The following is an 18,733-nucleotide window of genomic DNA, read 5'->3' on the forward strand; positions in this document are numbered from 1 at the left end:
CTCTCATCGCCGCCAGTCGAGCGCTTGATTCATATCACCGACATTAGCGGGATTTTCATGTGAAAATTGTGGCGATGCAAGAAAGCACCAGCCAAATTAGCCAATATTTTAGGGGGTTAAATAGTTAATTCACGATTAAAATAAAAAAGGCGCCTCGTTCGGTAAAGGGAAAACAAGAAAAAGCGCAAGTTACCAGCGGTTGCGGCGCTCTTCATCTTCGGTTTTGGACGACACCCAGCCGCCGACCGATCCATCCGCCAAATGCTCCCGCTTCCAGAACGGCGCATCGGTTTTCATATAGTCCATCAGGTAGGATGCGGCTTCGAAAGCCGCCTGCCGGTGGGAGGATGCCGCCGCGACCAGCACGATATTATCCCCCGGCTTTATCAGCCCGTAACGGTGAATGACCGTAACACCCGTCAGCGGCCAGCGTTCCGCAGCCTGCCGTGCGATACGGGTGATTTCCGCTTCGGCCATGCCCGGATAATGTTCCAGTTCGAGAGCGGACAGCCTGCCGCTTTCATCGCGGCACAGGCCCGTGAAAGTGACGATGGCGCCAATATCCGTGCGGCCTTCGCCCAGTTTGCGCAATTCCGTTGCGATGTCGAAATCTTCGCTTCTGATGCCGACAAAAAGGGGGCACATGCCTTGCCCGCCCATTTCAGCCTCCCGTCATGGGCGGGAAGAGGGCAACCTCGTCGCCGTTGCGCACGAACTCGCCATGTTCGGCGTGTTCCTGATTGATCGCGGCGCGAATGACATGCTCGTGTTCGAAAGCGGCCTCATATTCGTCGCCGCGCGACTTCAGGTGGCCGATCAGATCGCCCACGGTTGTCTTGGGCGAGGGAAGCTCGATAATCTCTTCACCCTTGCCGATTTTCTCGCGAACCCACGCGAAATAGACGAGTTTTACAGTCACCGTATCAATCCATAACGTGTTTCAGGCCCGCCTTGAAATAGTCCCAGCCCGTATAAAGGGTCAGGAGAGCGGATACCCACAGCAGGGCAATGCCCATTTCCGTAACATAGGGCACGATCTTGTCACCGGCAGGGCCTGCGAGCAGAAAAGCGAGCGCGATCATTTGCGCGGTCGTCTTCCATTTGGCAAGGCGCGAAACGGGAACGCTGACCTTCAGTTCGGCGAGATATTCGCGCAGCCCCGAGACGAGGATTTCGCGGCACAGGATGATGATTGCCGCCCATAGCGTCCAGCCGGCGATTGTTCCGTCGGCGGCGAGAAGCAGCAGAATGGCGGATACGAGAAGCTTGTCGGCAATCGGGTCGAGCATACGGCCGATAGTGGAAGTCTGCTTCCATATGCGGGCGAGATAGCCATCGAAAAAGTCGGTGATGCTGGCAATGACGAACAATCCCAGAGCTGTCCAGCGGGCGAAATCGCTCGATTCCAGCCGCCCCTCGACAAAGAAGCACAACACCACAAGCGGAACGGCGATGATCCGGCCATATGTGAGGATATTGGGCAAGGAGAGAGTGTGTTTTTTCTGCATGGTTCCGCCGCGTCATTCGTTTGCGCACATCATCAGGGATGACACATAAAATCAACACCTGCGAATATGTTCTGCCGGGACCTAATGACGCTTGCACGTAAATCCCGGACAAAATTACGTCATCGATCCCGGAAATGGTCGTGAATCGTCCGGGCCATCGCTTCGGAAATGCCGTCAATCTGCATGAGATCCTCCATCGCCGCGCGCGAAACGGCCTTTGCGGTCCCGAAATGGTGCAGCAGGGCGCGTTTGCGCGACGGGCCGATTCCCGCAATTTCATCGAGCGGGTTCTTGACCATTTCCTTCTTGCGCCGCGCTCTATGCGTGCCGATGGCGAAACGGTGCGCTTCGTCGCGCAGGCGCTGGATGAAATAGAGCACGGGATCGCGCGGCGGCAGCGTGAAGGGCAGCTTGCCTTCGACGAAGAAGCGTTCGCGTCCCGCCTCGCGGTCGACGCCTTTCGCAATGCCGATGGCATTGACGAGATGCGCAATGCCCATTTCTGCCAGCATCTGGCGCACGACGCCGACCTGGCCCTGACCGCCATCGATCAGAATCACATCGGGCCATGCCGGAAACGTATCGTTCGCTTCCGCGTCGGTCGGTTCTTCCGGCGTGCCGTGTTCCTTCACCAGTCGCGAAAACCGCCGCTCGATCACCTCGCGCATCATGCCGAAGTCGTCGCCCGGCGTAATGTCGGTTGAGCGGATGTTGAACTTGCGATACTGGTTTTTGACGAAGCCTTCCGGCCCGGCGACGATCATGCCGCCGACAGCGTTCGTGCCCATGATGTGCGAATTGTCGTAGACTTCGATCCGGCGCGGGGGGCGGGCAAGGCCGAATGTCTCGGCCATGCCTTGCAGAAGACGGGCCTGCGAGGATGTTTCGGCGAGACGCCGCCCGAGCGCTTCGCGCGCATTGGTCAGCGCATGATCAACGAGGTCTTTCTTTTCGCCGCGCTGGGGCACGCTGACCTGAACCTTATGGCCGGTGCGCGTCGAAAGCGCTTCGGCGATCAGCGACTGTTCTTCCACCGTTTCCGATAATAGGACGAGGCGCGGGCATGGTTTGTCGTCGTAGAACTGGGACAGGAACGCGCCCAGGACTTCCGCGGGCCCGAGCGAACTGTCGGCTTTCGGAAAATAGGCGCGGTTGCCCCAGTTCTGGCCGGTGCGGAAGAAGAAAACCTGAATACAGGTCATGCCGCCTTCCTGATGGATGGCGAATACGTCGGCTTCTTCGACCGTTTGCGGATTGATGCCCTGATGCGACTGGACATGCGAAAGCGCTGCCAGGCGGTCCCGGTAGACCGCCGCATGTTCGAAGTCGAGATCGGCGGATGCCGCCTGCATGGCGCTTGCCAGATGATCCTTCACCGACTGGCTCTTGCCCGAAAGAAACGCCTTGGCCTCGCGCACGAGCTCCGCATAGTCCGCGTCGCTGATTTCATGCGTGCAAGGACCGGAACAACGTTTGATCTGATAGAGGAGGCAGGGGCGTGTCCGCGTTTCGAACACCGAATCCGTGCAGGTTCGCAGCAGGAATGCGCGTTGCAGGGCATTGATGGTGCGGCCGACCGCGCCCGCCGAAGCGAACGGGCCGAAATAGTCTCCCTTGCGCGAGCGCGCGCCCCTGTGCTTGAAAATGCCGGGCGCACGATGGTCGCCGGTCAGGAGAATATAGGGGAACGACTTGTCGTCCCGCATGAGCACGTTGAAGCGCGGACGCAACCTCTTGATGAGATTGGCTTCCAGCAACAGGGCTTCGGTTTCCGTCCGGGTGACAACAAACTCCATCGTCACCGTTTCACGGATCATCCGCGTGATGCGATTCGAATGGCCGATCCCGCGCGCGTAGTTCGAGACGCGCTTCTTGAGGTTGCGGGCCTTGCCGACATAAAGCACGTCGCCGTCGCCGTTGAACATGCGATAAACGCCCGGATTGTTAGGCAGGCGCTTCACGAAGGCATTGATGATGTCCTGGCCGCTCAGGCCCGCAATATCCGGCAGGCCGTCCGACGAATCCCACTGAATGGAATCGGCAGGCGAAGGCGAGGCGGGTGCGGCGGCAATATCGTCGCTGTCGTCATCGTCTTCGGTTTCCGCTTCACCGATGATAATACCGGCCACCTCCTGCTCGTCGTCGGACGGCAGGCTGGCTGCGATATCTTCATGGTTCTTGCGGTTTCCGGTCATTCGGTGATTCCTGCAATATCCGGGGTTTCCCATGCCAGGTGCTGCCCGCCGTCAAGCGCGATCATCTGGCCCGTGACGGAGCGGCTTTCCCAGAGATAGCGAACAGTACGCCCAAATTCAGACAATTCCGGTGCACGCCGCAAAAGCAGCTTCCCGACCTGCCGCTCGAAATCGCCCGGCCTTTGCCGCTCGCTCGGCAATGTCGGGCCGGGCGCGATCGCATTGACCCTGATATGCGGGGCAAGCGCCTGCGCCATCGTCTGGGTGGCGTTCCACAGCGCCGTCTTCGAAAGCGTGTAGGAAAAGAAGTTCGGATTGGGCTTCCACACGCGCTGGTCGATCACATTGATCACGAGCGCATCTTCTCCCTTGGGCAAGGTTCCGGCCATCCCTTCCGCCAGCAGGACGGGCGCCTTGAGGTGGATGGCAAAGTGCTTGTCCCACAGCCCCATGTCCAGATTGCCCATGCGGTCGTCCTGGAACAGCGAGGCATTGTTGACCAGAAGCCGGATCGGGCCGATCTGGCGCGACGCATCTTGCACGAGATTGCGGACGTCGGCCTCGGATGAAAGGTCCGCGCGCACGACGCAGGCCGTGCCGCCGCTGTCCGTGATGGCGCTCGCAAGGGCCGCCCCTTCGTCTGCCGAGTGATTGCAATGTATGGCGACCGGGAAGCCATGGGCGGCAAGGTCTTCGACGATGGCCTTTCCGATGCGCCGCGCGCCGCCCGTCACCAGAACCGGGCATTTTGCAAGCAGGCGTGGCTCGTGATCGTTCAACACGGTAAACACTTTCTTATCGAGATTCTTCGGTCTTTTCATGCCATTTCGCCCGGAAAATTGCAGCTAAAAACCGAGCAGGGGCCATTCATAACTGACAAATTTGTAGGAAATTCAGCAGCTTCGTCATATCTCGCCGTCTGTCCGGGGCACTATGACGGCGCATCCCCCACCATATAGGAGGTCGAATCCGCCGTTGCGATAATGCAACATCGTATTTTTGCCACCTTCTCGACAGCTTCTCTCCACAGAAGCGGGCATTTCATGCCGCAATTACCGCCGATATGTCGGTCCTGTCAGCGCGGCATGGACGATTTTCTCCCAACGCCGTCCGCCCGATAAGGGACCGCGCTAAAGGTAATTTGTGTAAGGAGAATGCTATGCGCACTCTTAAGTCTCTCGTAATCGCCTCGGCTGCGCTGCTGCCGTTCTCTGCGACCGCTTTCGCTGCCGACGCCATTCAGGAACAGCCTCCTGTGCCTGCTCCGGTCGAAATGGCTCCGCAGTATAGCTGGGCTGGCGGCTACACCGGTCTGTATCTCGGCTACGGCTGGAACAAGGCCAAGACGGATTCCGTCGGCACCATCAAGCCTGATGACATGAAGGCTGGCGCATATGCCGGCTGGAACTTCCAGCAGGACCAGTTCGTATACGGTGTTGAAGGTGACGCAGGTTACTCCTGGGCCAAGAAGTCCAAGAACGACCTGGAAGTCAAGGAAGGCTTCGAAGGCTCGCTGCGTGGCCGTCTCGGCTACGACCTGAACCCGGTCATGCCGTACATCACGGCCGGTGTTGCCGGCAAGCAGGTCAAGCTCGACAACGGCTTTGACGACGAAAGCAAGTTCCGCGTTGGCTGGACTGCCGGTGCCGGTATGGAAGCCAAGCTCACGGACAACATCCTGGGCCGCATTGAATACCGTTACACCCAGTTCGGTAACAAGACCTACGACCTCGGCAACGATTCGGTCCGCAACAAGCTCGACACCCACGACATCCGCGTCGGCGTCGGCTACAAGTTCTGATTATCCGATAATCGAACACGAAAAACCGGGCAGTCACCTGCCCGGTTTTTTGTTGTCTTCATTCGACGCTTAAAGACCTGACGCGGTCAGCCGCGCGGCAGGAGTTCCACCAGTTCGGGATGCAGTTCCTGGAAACGCTTCATCCACCGCTTGAGCTTCGGACGGTTACGCTCCCACTTGCCTTCGAAACGCAGCGCCAGATAGCCGAGCGCGGCTGCGACCGCGACATGGCCGACATGAAGCTTGCCCGCCAGACGCGGCGGCGCTTCGTTCAGGAGGTCGAGCGTACGCTCGGCCTTGCGCCATTGCAGATCCAGCCAGGGCTGGTGAACTTTTTCTTCCGGGCGCATACGCCGTTCGTAGACATGCGCCAGAAGCGCGTCGCAAAGGCCATCGGCCATGGCTTCGTAGCGCTCCGCATCTGTGCGCTTTTCGGCATTGCGCGGGAACAGTTTGTTGCCCGAAACACGATTGAGATACTGCGTGATGGCGCGGCTGTCGAAAACCGGTTTGCCGTCGTCCGTCACCAGCGTCGGAATTTTTCCGAGCGGGTTGACGTGGGTGAGGTTCTCCGGTTCCGCGGCAGTGTTGACGACGACGCTTTCGAAGGGAATTCCTGCATGGTGAGCAGCCATTCGGACCTTCGCGCTATAGGGTGAGGCGGGCGCGTAGAGAATCTGTGTCATCTTCTGTTCCTGATAAAGAGGATCATCGTGTTGCGGGCATCATGACGGAGCGGCTGCGGCAGGCATTGGCATCCACCTCTCCGCAGGCTCGAAACCGGAGGTCTTTCGTCAGGCAGATGCGGATTTCCTGAAGATAGTTCCGCTTGCAACTGACGGAAATACCGTTGGGTTTCATGCCGGGATTGGCCGCGACGAAGGCTTTCTCGACGAGAAGGGGATCGACACGCCGTCCGCTCGCCGGATTACGCAGGCTTGGCGGAATATTGACCTGGTCGAAGGCATTGCGAAGCGTGGAAAAATAGTCGTTCTGCGACAGGCCGGAGCAACTGCCGTGCTTGCGCCATTCATAGGCGGCGAGTCCGGTCGAGGGCATGATACCCTTCAGGCTGGACAGAATCTGGCGGGGGACATAACTGCCGCGGCCGCGGCTGTTGTCGAACCGGCAGTTTGCCGGATAGCCCCTTTCGTTTTGCGGCCACAGGCCATGCACCACGAAGCCGAGCGGGCGATCTGATCCGCATTGCTGCCTGTCGGCGCGGGAACCTTCCATCGCGCAATAGCTGGGCGACCAGGAGAGGGAGAGGACATAGAAGTCGAAATCGCCAGGCGTATCGTCCGCCCTGACCGGCGATACCGTCATCATGCCCGCAGTTGAAATCGCGAGCAGCGCAATTGCCGCCGCTTGAAGCTTACGCAGCATATGTCCTCCACTCAATGGCTGCCGGTTGCGCTCACCCGGCTTCAGGCACTCAGCGAAGAACGCGGCACTTGGCGTCGTAAACATACCAGCGATCGAAACCGTCGACGCAGAATTCGACATTTCGGCCCATGGAGGCAAAACCCTGGCCTTCTTCGATCATGTACCAGACCGAGCGATACTGGCCGTCGCTCAGAACGGCTGTCGCCTTGCAATAGGTACGCTCGATTTCAGCCGGATTGGTCTTCGGTTCATAGCGCGTCAACTGGACATCGCTCATGGCCGAGATGCCGACCTGCGGCAATTCCGGGACATGGCGCACCTGATAGCCGAAATCGGAAACCACGGAGCGCAAAACGCTCTGCTGGCTACATGCGCCCGCATCGGCAACACCCGCGGGAGCCGGAGCAAGATAATCTGCGGCGCCGGCCGGCAGGGACGCGAGCGTCAGGGGAAGGACGGCTGCGGCGAAAGCGGCTGCGCGTGAAAACTGTCCAATGCGATCCAGGGTTCGTTGCATATCTCTATCCTGTCCGAAATTGCGAGCCAGCTCGCTATTTTTTGTGATGGCCGTAGTGACGTTGAGGTGCAGTTTCTGTCACCAGTTCACGCGGGTCAAGTGCGATCCGTCTCGCCGCGCACCCACTTGATACTGAAATTGCTCCCCTTTTCCTCGGCCAGAAGCTTGGTAAGGCAGGGAAGCAGGGTTTGCATCTCACTTTCGAGTGTATAAGGCGGGTTGACTACGATCATTCCCGTGCCATCGAGGCGTGGTTCTGTGGAAGGCGCGCGAATCGCAAGCTCGATCTGCATGATCTTTGGAATGCCGGTTTCGCGCAATTGCCGGGTGAAGCGCTCCGTTTCCCTGCGGTCCTTCACCGGATACCAGAGCGCATAGGTTCCACCGCTGAAACGCTTGTGCGCCTTGACGAGGCCATCGACGAGCCGGTCGAATTCGCCCTCTTTCTCGAATGGCGGGTCCACAAGCACCAGTCCGCGTTTTTCCTTCGGCGGAAGGTGGGCGCCAAGCGCAAGCCAGCCATCCAGTTCGGTCACGCGAACCTGATAGTCGCCCTCGAAGAGTTTCGATAGTTTCACGACATCGCGCGGATGCAGTTCGAGCGCGGAAAGACGGTCCTGCTTGCGCAGAAGATGCCGAACGAGGAGGGGCGAGCCGGGATAATGACGCAGCTTTTCGCCTTCGTTGACGGCGCGAACGGCATCGAGATAGGGCGCCAGCAGCTCCAGCGCAGGCTCTTCGATCTGCCCCTTCCGCACCGCTTCCATGACGCGGTCGATCCCGCCGGTCCATTCCCCCGTCTTGCCCGCCTCAACGCCCTTGAGATCGTAAAGACCGATACCCGCATGGGTATCGATGACGCGGAAGGCCTGATCTTTCCGTTTCAGATATTCGACAAGGCGCGTCAGGATGACGTGCTTGACGACATCCGCGAAATTTCCGGCGTGATAGGCGTGACGATAATTCATGGGCCGCTTGTTTCATGCCGGACAGTTTTCGGCAAGAGGGGCGATGGGGAAAGGCGAAAACGCTTCGGTATCCCTGCCGTCACAAATGTGACATACAACCTTCAACAACCGCTCCTTACCCTTGAGTCGAGTCCCGAATGTCTGGTGGCGTCCTTCTGATCGTCCTCTTTGGCGCGTTTCTCCACGCGAGCTGGAACGCAATCGTCAAGGGGAGCGGAGACAAATTCTTCGGCGCGGCCAGCGTAACCGGCGCCGCCGGGACTATCGCTCTTTTCATCCTGCCTTTTCTGCCGCTGCCAAACCCCGCAAGCTGGATCTACATGCTTTCATCGACGGTCACGCAGACCTTTTATATGTCGCTGGTGGCTGCGGCCTATAAATCGGGCGATATGAGCGAAGCCTATCCCATCATGCGCGGCACACCGCCCCTGCTGGTGGCGCTGGCGAGCGCTCCGCTTGTCGGTGAGATCATGGGCTGGCAAAGCTGGCTTGGCATCATCCTGATCTGCTCTGGCGTCCTGGCCATGGCGCTGGATGCCCGCCGCAGGAATGGCGGCGCTTCGAGCCGCACCGCGCTGCTTGCGCTCGCCAATGCCGGGTTCATCGCCAGCTATACGATCATCGACGGTCTTGGCGTCCGCGTGTCGGGCGAGCCTCTGTCCTATACGCTGTGGCTCTTTTTGATGAACGCCATTCCGCTTGGCGGTTGGGCTTTCTATCGTGAGCCGGACCGCTTCATCCATTATCTGCGCAATCGCTGGCGTCCGGCCCTGATCGGCGGGGCGGGCACGCTCGGCTCTTACGGTCTGGCGCTCTGGGCGATGACAATGGCGCCCATTGCCGTCGTGGCGGCGCTCCGCGAAACGGCGATACTTTTCGGCGTCCTCATCTCTGCGCTGGTGTTGAAGGAAAAAGTCGGATTGCCGCGTTTTATCGCTGCGGGTCTTATTGTTCTCGGTGCGATTTCGCTGCGCTTGTCTTGAAAATTTATTTCGTCACAGTGACAATCTTCCGGCAGAATTTCGTTTCTGCAAAGAACGGCTTGAGCTAATAAACTTCTATGAACCGGCCCGCTCCCATTTCGAATATCAAGATCGGTCATTCGGCCTGTCCGCATGACTGCCCGTCAACCTGCGCGCTCGATGTTGAGATTCTCGACGAGCGCACCATCGGCCGCGTGCGCGGCGCGAAGGACAACAGCTACACGGCTGGCGTCATCTGCGCCAAGGTGGCGCGCTATGCCGAACGCGTCCACCATCCCGACCGGCTGAAACATCCGTTGGTTCGTGCCGGTGCGAAGGGCGCGGGGCAGTGGAAGCAAGCGTCGTGGGATGCGGCGCTTGATTTGATCGCCGAGCGATTCCTGAAAGCCGAGCAGGACTATGGCAGCGAAAGCGTCTGGCCTTATTACTATGCAGGCACGATGGGGCTGGTGCAGCGCGACTCGATCAACCGTCTGCGCTTTGCCAAGCGCTATTCCAACCAGTTCGACAGTTTCTGCACCAATATGGCCTGGACCGGCTATTTTGCCGGAACGGGAAGCCTGACCGGCCCCGATCCGCGCGAAATGGCCAAGGCCGATGTGGTGGTCATATGGGGCACCAATGCCGCCGCCACGCAGGTCAATGTCATGACCCATGCCGTGCGGGCGCGCAAGGAGCGCGGTGCCAAGATCGTCGTCATCGACGTTTACGCCAATGCAACCGTCCGGCAGGCGGATATGGGCATTGTGCTGAAACCGGGAACCGATGGCGCCTTTGCCTGTGCGGTCATGCATGTGCTGTTTCGAGACGGTCTGGCCGACTGGGATTATCTCGAACGCTATACCGACGACCCGAGGGGACTTGAGAAGCATCTTCAGACCCGTACGCCTGAATGGGCTTCCGCCATCACCGGTCTGACGGTGGAAGAGATCGAGGCTTTCGCCCATCTCGTCGGCAAGACCAAACGGACCTATTTCCGCCTCGGCTATGGTTTCACCCGCCAGCGCAACGGCGCGGTCAATATGCACGCCGCCGCTTCGATTGCCTGTGTCACAGGCGCCTTTCTTCATGAAGGCGGCGGAGCGTTCCATTCGAACGCTGGCATCTTCAAGATGGACAAGCGCGAGATCGAAGGGCGCGCCATGCAGGATGTCGGCATCCGTTTTCTCGACCAGTCGAAGATCGGACGCATCCTCACCAATGATGCGCAAGCGCTCTATGGCGGCCCGCCCGTCATGGCGATGTTGATCCAGAACACCAATCCGGCGAATGTTACGCCGGAACAGCGTCTGGTTCGCAAGGGTTTTGCGCGCGAGGACCTTTTCGTCGCCGTGCACGAGCAGTTCATGACCGATACGGCGAAGATGGCCGATGTCGTCCTGCCCGCGACGACATTCCTCGAACACGACGATATTTATCGCGGCGGCGGGCAGCAGCACCTGGTGCTTGGTCCGAAGTTGATCGAACCTCTCGCCGATGCGCGCCCGAACATCTTCGTCATCAACGAACTGGCAAAGCGTCTCGGTGTCGGCCATCTGCCCGGCTTCGATCTCGACGAGCGCACGCTGATCGACAACATGAATGCCAATAGCGATCTGCCGCATTTCGACGAATTGAAGGAAAAGCGGTTTGTCGATTTGCAGCCGCCCTTCGAGGAAGCGCATTACATCGACGGTTTCAAATGGCCGGACGGCAAATTTCGCTTCCGCCCCGACTGGACCGGAAGCCCTTCGCCGAACAAGCCGCCGGAAGTCATGGGACTTCAGGGGCCGTTCGGCTCCATTCCGCAGTTCCCGGACCATTGGGACGTCATCGAAGCTGCGGATATGGAACATCCATTCCGTATGACGACCTCACCGGCGCATAATTTCCTGAATTCGACCTTTGCCGAGACACCGACTTCGCTCGCGAAGGAAATCCGGCCCGAATTGCTCATTCATCCCGACGATGCGGCAGAGCTTGGCATCGAGGACGGCGAGCGGATCGAGATCGGCAACCATCGCGGCGAACTGGTGCTTCATGCCGTTCTGCGCGCCGGGCAAAAGCGAGGCGTGGTCGTGTCGGAAGGCATTTTCCCGAATTCGGCATTCGAGCGCGGCGAGGGGATCAACATATTGATAGGGGCCGAACCCGCCGCCCCCTATGGCGGGCTTGCGGTGCATGACACCAGGATCTGGATTCGCAAAATAGACTTATAAATATTTATCAAACAACGCCGGGACGGATATATTCTATATCCGTCCCGGCGTTGTTTATTCGTGCCGCTCGTTAGCCGGCGTAGCGCAGTTTCAGCTTGGAAACACCCACGGCGGCATTGAGGCCGCGCTGGCCCTGAACCGAAATCGGCTGAAGCGAAATCGTCTTCCAGGAACCACCCGTCAGGATGTTGGTGCCGAATCCGACGCCGATGGCTGCATTGGCGGAAGCGCCGACATAACGGCCCTGGAGCGCGCCTTCCGGACGAACGCTCGGAGCCCACACGGCCCAGGCGACGCGGCTGCCATTGATGAAGCCGACATCGATGCCGAGCTTGGTGATGGTGCCGGTGTAACGCTCAAGCGGGCCGCGACCGCGGGCGGGCCTGAACACGCAATCCACATCCTGCTGGCTGCCGATGATGACGCCGATGGCGGGGGAGATGTCGCAGGACAGCATACCGACTTCCGAACGCGGCTGGGTGCGACCCGAAGCGGGAGGCGCTACGAAGTCGGCGGCGAGGGCCGGAGCCGTAACCGCGATGCCGGAAATCACGGCCATTGCCGAAAGGAAGGAAGTCGAAAAACGGAGAGACATGTCTTTGTCCTCTTCTAAAAACATATTGAAAGAGACGCTTTTCACGACTCTTAACGGAATTTGCCGAAGCAGGTTCCGTTACGACCGGGAATTAGAGCTTTTTGCGGGAAATTAAAGTTTTGTTAACAAAAAACTTCGTGTGTGATTAATTTGCCGCGGTCAGGCGCTGACGACCATGCTGTCCGCGGGTTCCGGCGCTTCCGTCTGTTCACCGGCAAAGTTGCGCAGCGCCAGCGCGTAAAGGCGATGCTCCGCCTTCAGGACACGCGCCGCGAGCGTTTCGGCATCGTCTCCGGCAAGCACCGGCACCGCCGCCTGCGCGAGGATCGGCCCTTCGTCCATGCCTTCGGTCACGAGATGCACCGTGCATCCGGCGAGTTTCATGCCGACATCCAGCGCCCGCTGGTGGGTATGAAGCCCCGGAAAGAGCGGAAGCAGGGACGGATGGATATTGAGAATGCGGCCTTCATAGGGAGCGATGAACCGCCCCGACAGAAGGCGCATATAACCGGCAAGGCAAAGAATATCCGGGTCGAGCGCCGCAAGCGCCGCCAGAATGGCATCCTCATGCTCATCCTTCGACGCATAATCCTTGCGCTTGAAAACCTGCGTGGGAATGCCCGAGCCTTGCGCTTTGGCGAGGCCGCCGGCGTCTTCCTTGTCCGAAAAAACCGCAACCACTTCCGCCGGATAGCCGGGCGTCTGCGCGGCACGGATCAGCGCCTCCATATTGGAGCCGCCGCCGGAGATGAAAATAACGACCCGCTTGCGGCTCATAGCGCAAGCTGGCCCTTGTAGACGACGCCGTCCTTCTCGCGGCCGATCATCCTGCCGAGCGTGACGACCTTTTCGCCTTCGGCGGCGAGGGCGGCGACGACTTCATCGACCTTGTCAGGCGTGACGACCGCGATCATGCCAATGCCGCAGTTGAACGTGCGCAGCATTTCCGCCGATTCGACACCGCCGGTTTTGGCAAGCCAGGAGAAAACGGGTGGCACGGAAATGGACGAAAGATCGATTTCCGCAGCGAGGCCTTCGGGCAGAACGCGCGGAATATTGTCCGGGAAGCCGCCGCCGGTGATGTGGGCGAGCGCCTTGATGCCGTCCGATGCGCGGATCGCGGCGAGCAGGGGCTTCACATAGATGCGGGTCGGCGTGAGCAGGGCTTCACCGAGCGTCGCGCCCGACCGGAAAGGCGCTTCCGACTGCCAGCCGAGGCCGGACAGGTCGACGATGCGGCGCACCAGCGAAAACCCGTTGGAATGAACGCCGGAAGAAGCAAGGCCGAGAATGATGTCGCCTTCGGCGATGTCGCCGCGCGGCAACAGGCGGTCGCGTTCGGCTGCACCAACCGCGAAACCGGCAAGATCGTAATCGCCCTGCGCGTACATGCCGGGCATCTCCGCCGTTTCACCGCCGATGAGCGCGCATCCGGCCTGACGGCACCCCTCCGCAATACCGGCAACGATATCGACGCCCTGATCGGGCGACAATTTGCCGGTGGCGAAATAATCGAGGAAGAAGAGGGGTTCCGCGCCCTGAACGACCAGATCGTTGACGCACATGGCGACAAGATCGACGCCCACCGTGTCGTGCTTGTCGGCATCGATGGCGATCTTCAGCTTCGTTCCCACGCCGTCATTGGCCGCAACGAGTACCGGGTCCGTGAAACCTGCGGCCTTGAGATCGAACAGGCCACCGAAGCCTCCGATTTCTCCGTCCGCGCCGGGGCGGCGCGTGGACCGCACGAGCGGCTTGATCTTCTCGACCATCAGGTTCCCGGCATCGATATCGACGCCAGCCTGCGCATAGGTCAGGCCATTCTGGGCAACGGGCTTGTTGGCGGGCTTGTTTTCCATGGTCATGGCCTGCTCCTGAAACTGGGTGCTTATCCACGCATTGTTTAATGCATTTTCGGCAAAAGCGTGTAACGGTTTTGCTTGGAAAAATGCGATGGGCAGTGAATGTGCGGGCAATGGCACGAGACGGCGCTGCCTGCAAGGCCACAAAGCCGGAAAAGCGAAAAACTGTGCAGATTCTCCGCAAATTCGTGACATATCGAGACGTCCCGATGGGAGCGCGCATTCCGGCCTGTCTTCGCACGGGCATTGCAATCCTGACTGACCGGTCTAACTTGCCTTCAGTTCGATGATACCAGGGCGGCTCCGATGCTGACGCTATCCAAGCCTTGGAAATGCTCAATCGCCGCACGGGCTTAATCAAAGCCTATGAGTTCCACTCATCAAGCTTTGCTATAAGAGTCTGAATCAAAAAGCGACATGTGCGTGCGAAAATGGTGATTTTCGAGTACCGGAGCGGAGTGTACTTGGACGTACATGAGCACCGGAACGCAGGAAATTATCATTTGCAGCCGCTCATGACGACTTTTGGAACAGTCTCTAAGACATCCGTAACGCCGCCTTGCTATTACGATTGGCTCACGCAGCCGTTTTTCAGAAATTGGACGCTCATGGCCAGGAAATTGACATCCACGCGCACCACCGCCAGCCGCCGGATTTCGCAGTCGGAAGCAACGGTACGCGATGGCAATATTCATGTGAATGTGGAAGTGGGTGCGCTGACGGGGTCATCCGTCCGCCGTCAGGCCATGTTCTGGGGCGCGGCCATCGCGATCTTCATCCTGTTTCTGGTCGTATTCAGCTCGGTGCTCCTGCCGTTCGTCGCGGGCATGGCGCTCGCCTATTTTCTCGACCCCGTCGCCGACCGGCTGGAACGCTTCGGCCTGTCTCGGCTTGCCTCCACCGTCGTCATCCTGTTCGTCTTCCTGATGGCGCTGGTCGTCAGCCTGATGATCGTCGTGCCGATCCTTGCGACACAGCTCGCCGACTTCATTTCAAAAATTCCCGAATATATTACGCAGTTGCAGTCGCTGCTGGCGAATGAGGATTCGCAATGGCTGAAGAAATATATCGGCATCGACAGCTCGGTCATTCAACAAAATCTCAGTTCCCTGCTCCAGCAGGGGGCCAGTTTTCTCACCGCGCTGCTTCAGTCCCTGTGGAATTCGGGGAAATCCCTGATCGATATTGCCGGGCTTTTCGTGGTCACGCCGGTGGTCGCTTTCTACATGCTTCTCGACTGGGACCGCATGGTGAACAGTATCGATTCCTGGGTGCCCCGCGCCCAGCTTCACACCGTGCGCCGCATCGCGCGCGAAATGAATGCCGCGGTCGCCGGGTTCATTCGCGGGCAGGGCACGCTGTGCCTCATCCTCGGCACCTATTACGCCATCGGCCTGACCCTTGCCGGCCTGAATTTCGGGCTGCTGATCGGCTTTTTTGCCGGGCTTATCAGCTTCATTCCCTATATCGGTTCGTTTGTCGGCCTGGCGCTGGCCATCGGTGTCGCGCTTGTCCAGTTCTGGCCGGACTGGATCATGATCGGTGTTGTCGCGGCAGTGTTTTTCCTCGGCCAGTTTCTGGAAGGCAATATCCTCCAGCCGAAGCTCGTCGGCTCTTCGGTCGGGCTTCATCCTGTCTGGCTCATGTTCGCCCTTTTTGCCTTCGGCTCGCTGTTCGGTTTCACCGGAATGCTGGTTGCGGTGCCCGCCGCCGCCGCTGTGGGGGTGCTTGTGCGGTTCGCATTGAATAGCTATCTCCACTCACCGATGTATGATCCTGCATATCATCAGCCGAACCCCGACGCCGGGCCGCTGATCGAGGCAGGCGAAAGCGCAGGCAAAGAGAAATGAGTTTTGGTCTTGACCGGGCAGGTTTCAAAGGAGGCCGCGATGCGTGACGCACCGCGCCAGATTCCGTTGAATCTTGAACATCAGCCCGGTTATCATCGGGAGGATCTGATCGTCACGGGTTCGAACCGTGCCGCCGTCGATCTTGTCGATCGCTGGCCGAACTGGCTGTCGCCCGTCACCATCCTTGCCGGGCCGACCGGCTCCGGCAAGACCCATCTCGCCGAGATATGGCGCGCGGGGACGGGTGCGCGGCTCGTCGATCCGTCGAACATTACCGAAGAGGCGGTCAACGGCGCCGCCGAATATCCCGTCCTGATTGATGATATCGGCGCGGAGCCGTTCGACGAAACGGGTCTCTTTCATCTCATCAACAGCGTGAGGCAGAACGCGGCGCAGGGGCCTGGCCCGTCATTGCTCATGACATCACGCCTTTGGCCTGCCAACTGGAATGTCAGGCTGCCGGATCTCGCCTCCCGCCTCAAGGCGGCAACCGTGGTGGAGATAGCGGAGCCGGACGATCTCCTGCTTTCGGGCGTCATCCACAAGCTGTTCGCCGATCGTCAGGTGAGCGTTGAGCCGCATGTCGTCGCCTATCTGGTGAGCCGCATCGAGCGCTCGCTTCTGTCCGCCATCCGCGTCGTGGACAAGCTCGACCGCGCGGCGCTCGAACAGAAAACCCGCATCACGCGCGCGCTTGCCGGTCAGGTTCTCGCGGACGGCGATCGACTGGAACGCTGAGGATGAAGATCGCAGTCACCGGGGCGGGTGGTTTTATCGGAAGCGCTCTCACCCAAATGCTGGCCGGAGAGGGCCACGAAGTCCTGCCGCTCTCCCGCAACGATCTCTCCGATCCCGACCTGTCGGGCGTGGAGACGGTCGTGCATTGCGCAGCACTTGCCCATCGCACAGGCAGCGAACGGCCGGACGCCGCTACCTTCGATGCCGTCAACCATCGGCTTGCGGTCGAGCTTGCGACCAAGGCGAAGGCGGCCCGTGTAAAGCGGTTCGTTTTTGTTTCCACCATCTACACGATTGCCGGAAACGCCTCGCCGCTGACACCTGATATGCCGCTTGCCCCGCGTGACGATTACGGGCGCGCCAAGGCAAAGGCCGAGGCCGATCTGCGGGAAATCGGCGGGATAGAGATCGTCATAGCGCGCCCGGTTCTGGTCTATGGTCCCGGAGCGCGGGCAAATCTCAAGGCGCTGATGAAGCTCTGCGACAGCGGGTTGCCGCTGCCCTTCGGTCTGGCGAATAACAGGCGCAGTTTTGTGTCGCTTGAGAATGTCGCGCGTGCGCTGGTTTTCTTGAGCACGGCTTCTGCGGAACGGGTTGCGGGACAGGTCTTTCACCTTGCCGAACCCCGATCGCGCTCCACACGTGAACTCGTGACAAAGCTGCGCGCATCCCTGGGGAAGCCGCCACGCCTGGTCCCGGTTCCGCCGGTTCTGATGAAGGCGCTGCTGGCCGCACTTGGGAAAAGAGGGCTTTACGATCAGCTTTTCGGCGATCTGGTTGCCGACGGCTCGTCGCTCATTGCCGCCGGTTTCGATTACCTGCCCGGCGATCCGCAACTGGAAGCCATGGCTCGTGACTCTAAAGCGTGTCGCGTTCAATCATAATCAGGCGACATGCTTTAGTTCTTCTGGCCGACCGCTTTCGGCGGCTCGATGCGCCGATGGGTCGGGCTTCTCATAGGGTTTGGCGTTGTCGCCGTTGCGGTTTGCCGTTTGCGGGCAATCGATCCGGTGATCATCGTCGCGCTGTCGGGCTTATTGCGTCCGCCGATGAGTTGGTTTTCGTGCACCCAGCCGATCATGTTGGTCTTGGGTACGATCACACGATGCCAGCGCCCGGTCTTGCCATAGGATCGCATTTCACGGCCTTTTTCGACCACGCCGATGGACGGCGACTTGTCCCAGGCGTTTTTATGGATCGTCAGCTTCGTCTTCGCATAAATGACCGAGGGGGAGCTTGCGGGCGCGTTGACGCCGCGCGGCGGCATTGCGCGGGGGGCGGCCGCCGGTGCCGAAGCGACGACGCGGCTGCCCGGACGCGGCGGCTTCGGGCTTTCCAGTGCCGCTTGTTGAACCGGCTTTCTTTGCGGCGCCGGCGCGGCGACAGGCGCCGAAGGGCGAGGGACCGGCCCGACGGCGGCGCCATAATCCCTCGAAGGCGTCTTGTTCTCTGGTGCTTTACTCACCGTCGGCGTTCTGGGCTCGGCTTTCGGAGGCGCCGATGCGCGGGGTGCCGATATGGGGCGCTGGAACAGGGCTGTAATGGCGGCTTGCGGGCTTTTGTGCTGGGATGTCGCCCACAGGCTGAATGCGCCAAGGGCGAGGATCGCGCCAAGAGCGAGGATCGGGGTGGATGAACCGGAGGAGCGGCCTGAGCGCTTGGGGGAGCGCTTTGAGGAGCGCTTTGGCGAGCGGGAGGTGCGTTTTCGTGCAGCCATCGTCTGTCTCCTGTTCGAATCGCGACAGGGAAACACTACCGATTGTTCCTTCGTATTTGGTTACCGCAGCGGTTTTGGCGCTTGCCGCCAGTTGCGAGGCAGAAACAAAAAACGCCGCTGAAGCGGCGTTTTTTCGGATATGCCCATGCGGCGATTGGGCATTTCAAGGCTTGGATAGCTTTGGCGCCGAAGCCGCCTTGCTATTACGGACGTCCAGACGCCTTGTCATCGCAGGAGGTCTGGCCTGAAGCCTTCTCTTGCTGTCTTTGACTGGCTTCGTTGGCCTCGACCGCGTTGCGCAGTTCTGCCCATTCGCGTTCATGACGACGATAAAGTTCATCGGAAACAGTCTGGATACCCATTTCGGTCCTCCGTTGATTTGGTGACCGGATTAACACGATATGCTTTGAAACGT

The 18,733-nt window shown here is 59.7% G+C and carries 20 protein-coding genes; 6 read left to right on the top strand and 14 right to left on the bottom strand.

Features of this window, described 5'->3' with window-relative positions; translation table 11 throughout:
- Positions 1 to 189 precede the first annotated feature (189 nt).
- The 5 genes from FHS76_RS05925 to FHS76_RS05945 all read right to left on the bottom strand — a co-directional run bounded on the left by FHS76_RS05925 (position 190) and on the right by FHS76_RS05945 (position 4,524).
- The gene (locus FHS76_RS05925) at positions 190 to 660 is read right to left on the bottom strand and encodes a molybdenum cofactor biosynthesis protein MoaE (RefSeq protein ID WP_183649483.1); all 471 of its coding nucleotides are present in this window, start codon (positions 658 to 660) and stop codon (positions 190 to 192) included.
- Position 661: 1 nt separating this feature from the next.
- On the bottom strand, positions 662 to 919 hold the full coding sequence (moaD, locus tag FHS76_RS05930) for a molybdopterin converting factor subunit 1 (RefSeq protein WP_183649485.1): 258 nt from the start codon (positions 917 to 919) through the stop codon (positions 662 to 664).
- Between the two features lie 4 nt (positions 920 to 923).
- Positions 924 to 1,508 (bottom strand): CDP-diacylglycerol--glycerol-3-phosphate 3-phosphatidyltransferase, encoded by a 585-nt coding sequence (pgsA, locus tag FHS76_RS05935; protein ID WP_183649487.1) that lies wholly within the window; start codon positions 1,506 to 1,508, stop codon positions 924 to 926.
- 119 nt (positions 1,509 to 1,627) lie between these two features.
- Entirely contained in the window at positions 1,628 to 3,703 is a 2,076-nt protein-coding gene (uvrC, locus tag FHS76_RS05940) for an excinuclease ABC subunit UvrC (protein ID WP_183649489.1), read from the bottom strand.
- The gene (locus tag FHS76_RS05945; protein WP_183649491.1) at positions 3,700 to 4,524 is read right to left on the bottom strand and encodes an SDR family oxidoreductase; all 825 of its coding nucleotides are present in this window, start codon (positions 4,522 to 4,524) and stop codon (positions 3,700 to 3,702) included. The genes uvrC and FHS76_RS05945 overlap by 4 nt, the downstream gene beginning before the upstream one ends.
- A gap of 338 nt (positions 4,525 to 4,862) precedes the next feature.
- On the opposite strand from FHS76_RS05945, the gene omp25 reads away from it, so the two are divergent.
- Entirely contained in the window at positions 4,863 to 5,504 is a 642-nt protein-coding gene (gene omp25, locus FHS76_RS05950; protein WP_183649494.1) for an outer membrane protein Omp25, read from the top strand.
- Between the two features lie 86 nt (positions 5,505 to 5,590).
- Here the strand turns inward: omp25 and FHS76_RS05955 are convergent, their stop codons facing one another.
- The 4 genes from FHS76_RS05955 to FHS76_RS05970 form a co-directional block, all read right to left on the bottom strand.
- Complete coding sequence (locus FHS76_RS05955) at positions 5,591 to 6,190, bottom strand: glutathione S-transferase (RefSeq protein ID WP_183649504.1); 600 nt, start codon at positions 6,188 to 6,190, stop codon at positions 5,591 to 5,593.
- Positions 6,191 to 6,212: 22 nt separating this feature from the next.
- Positions 6,213 to 6,890 (bottom strand): ribonuclease T2 family protein, encoded by a 678-nt coding sequence (locus tag FHS76_RS05960; protein WP_183649506.1) that lies wholly within the window; start codon positions 6,888 to 6,890, stop codon positions 6,213 to 6,215.
- A gap of 49 nt (positions 6,891 to 6,939) precedes the next feature.
- A complete protein-coding gene (locus tag FHS76_RS05965) occupies positions 6,940 to 7,407 on the bottom strand; it encodes a phage portal protein (RefSeq protein WP_183649508.1) in 468 nt (155 codons plus the stop codon).
- A 95-nt stretch (positions 7,408 to 7,502) separates the two neighbouring features.
- A complete protein-coding gene (locus FHS76_RS05970) occupies positions 7,503 to 8,375 on the bottom strand; it encodes a 23S rRNA (adenine(2030)-N(6))-methyltransferase RlmJ (RefSeq protein ID WP_183649510.1) in 873 nt (290 codons plus the stop codon).
- A gap of 137 nt (positions 8,376 to 8,512) precedes the next feature.
- Between FHS76_RS05970 and FHS76_RS05975 the strand changes: the two genes are divergently transcribed.
- Positions 8,513 to 9,358: a DMT family transporter gene (locus tag FHS76_RS05975; protein ID WP_183649512.1), complete on the top strand. Its 846-nt coding sequence runs from the start codon at positions 8,513 to 8,515 to the stop codon at positions 9,356 to 9,358.
- Positions 9,359 to 9,435: 77 nt separating this feature from the next.
- A complete protein-coding gene (locus FHS76_RS05980; RefSeq protein ID WP_183649514.1) occupies positions 9,436 to 11,556 on the top strand; it encodes a molybdopterin oxidoreductase family protein in 2,121 nt (706 codons plus the stop codon).
- Between the two features lie 70 nt (positions 11,557 to 11,626).
- On the opposite strand, the gene FHS76_RS05985 is transcribed toward FHS76_RS05980, so the two are convergent.
- From FHS76_RS05985 to purM, 3 genes are all read right to left on the bottom strand, one after another.
- A complete protein-coding gene (locus FHS76_RS05985) occupies positions 11,627 to 12,151 on the bottom strand; it encodes a DUF992 domain-containing protein (RefSeq protein WP_183649516.1) in 525 nt (174 codons plus the stop codon).
- Between the two features lie 159 nt (positions 12,152 to 12,310).
- Positions 12,311 to 12,928: a phosphoribosylglycinamide formyltransferase gene (purN, locus tag FHS76_RS05990; RefSeq protein ID WP_183649518.1), complete on the bottom strand. Its 618-nt coding sequence runs from the start codon at positions 12,926 to 12,928 to the stop codon at positions 12,311 to 12,313.
- The gene (gene purM / locus FHS76_RS05995) at positions 12,925 to 14,016 is read right to left on the bottom strand and encodes a phosphoribosylformylglycinamidine cyclo-ligase (RefSeq protein WP_183649520.1); all 1,092 of its coding nucleotides are present in this window, start codon (positions 14,014 to 14,016) and stop codon (positions 12,925 to 12,927) included. Before purM ends, purN begins: the two co-directional genes overlap by 4 nt.
- 605 nt (positions 14,017 to 14,621) lie before the next feature.
- On the opposite strand from purM, the gene FHS76_RS06000 reads away from it, so the two are divergent.
- The 3 genes from FHS76_RS06000 to FHS76_RS06010 are packed head-to-tail and all read left to right on the top strand — an operon-like array spanning position 14,622 to position 17,485.
- On the top strand, positions 14,622 to 15,863 hold the full coding sequence (locus FHS76_RS06000; protein WP_183649523.1) for an AI-2E family transporter: 1,242 nt from the start codon (positions 14,622 to 14,624) through the stop codon (positions 15,861 to 15,863).
- A 39-nt stretch (positions 15,864 to 15,902) separates the two neighbouring features.
- Positions 15,903 to 16,601, top strand: a complete 699-nt coding sequence (gene hdaA / locus FHS76_RS06005; protein ID WP_183649526.1) for a DnaA regulatory inactivator HdaA — start codon at positions 15,903 to 15,905, stop codon at positions 16,599 to 16,601.
- A 2-nt stretch (positions 16,602 to 16,603) separates the two neighbouring features.
- Entirely contained in the window at positions 16,604 to 17,485 is an 882-nt protein-coding gene (locus FHS76_RS06010) for an NAD-dependent epimerase/dehydratase family protein (RefSeq protein ID WP_183649529.1), read from the top strand.
- A 14-nt stretch (positions 17,486 to 17,499) separates the two neighbouring features.
- Here FHS76_RS06010 and FHS76_RS06015 read toward each other — a convergent pair whose 3' ends face one another.
- Complete coding sequence (locus tag FHS76_RS06015) at positions 17,500 to 18,318, bottom strand: hypothetical protein (RefSeq protein WP_183649532.1); 819 nt, start codon at positions 18,316 to 18,318, stop codon at positions 17,500 to 17,502.
- A 203-nt stretch (positions 18,319 to 18,521) separates the two neighbouring features.
- On the bottom strand, positions 18,522 to 18,680 hold the full coding sequence (locus FHS76_RS06020) for a hypothetical protein (protein WP_183649536.1): 159 nt from the start codon (positions 18,678 to 18,680) through the stop codon (positions 18,522 to 18,524).
- Positions 18,681 to 18,733: the final 53 nt, after the last annotated feature.

Origin of the sequence: Brucella daejeonensis (genome assembly GCF_014199265.1) — a bacterium.
GTDB lineage: Bacteria > Pseudomonadota > Alphaproteobacteria > Rhizobiales > Rhizobiaceae > Brucella > Brucella daejeonensis.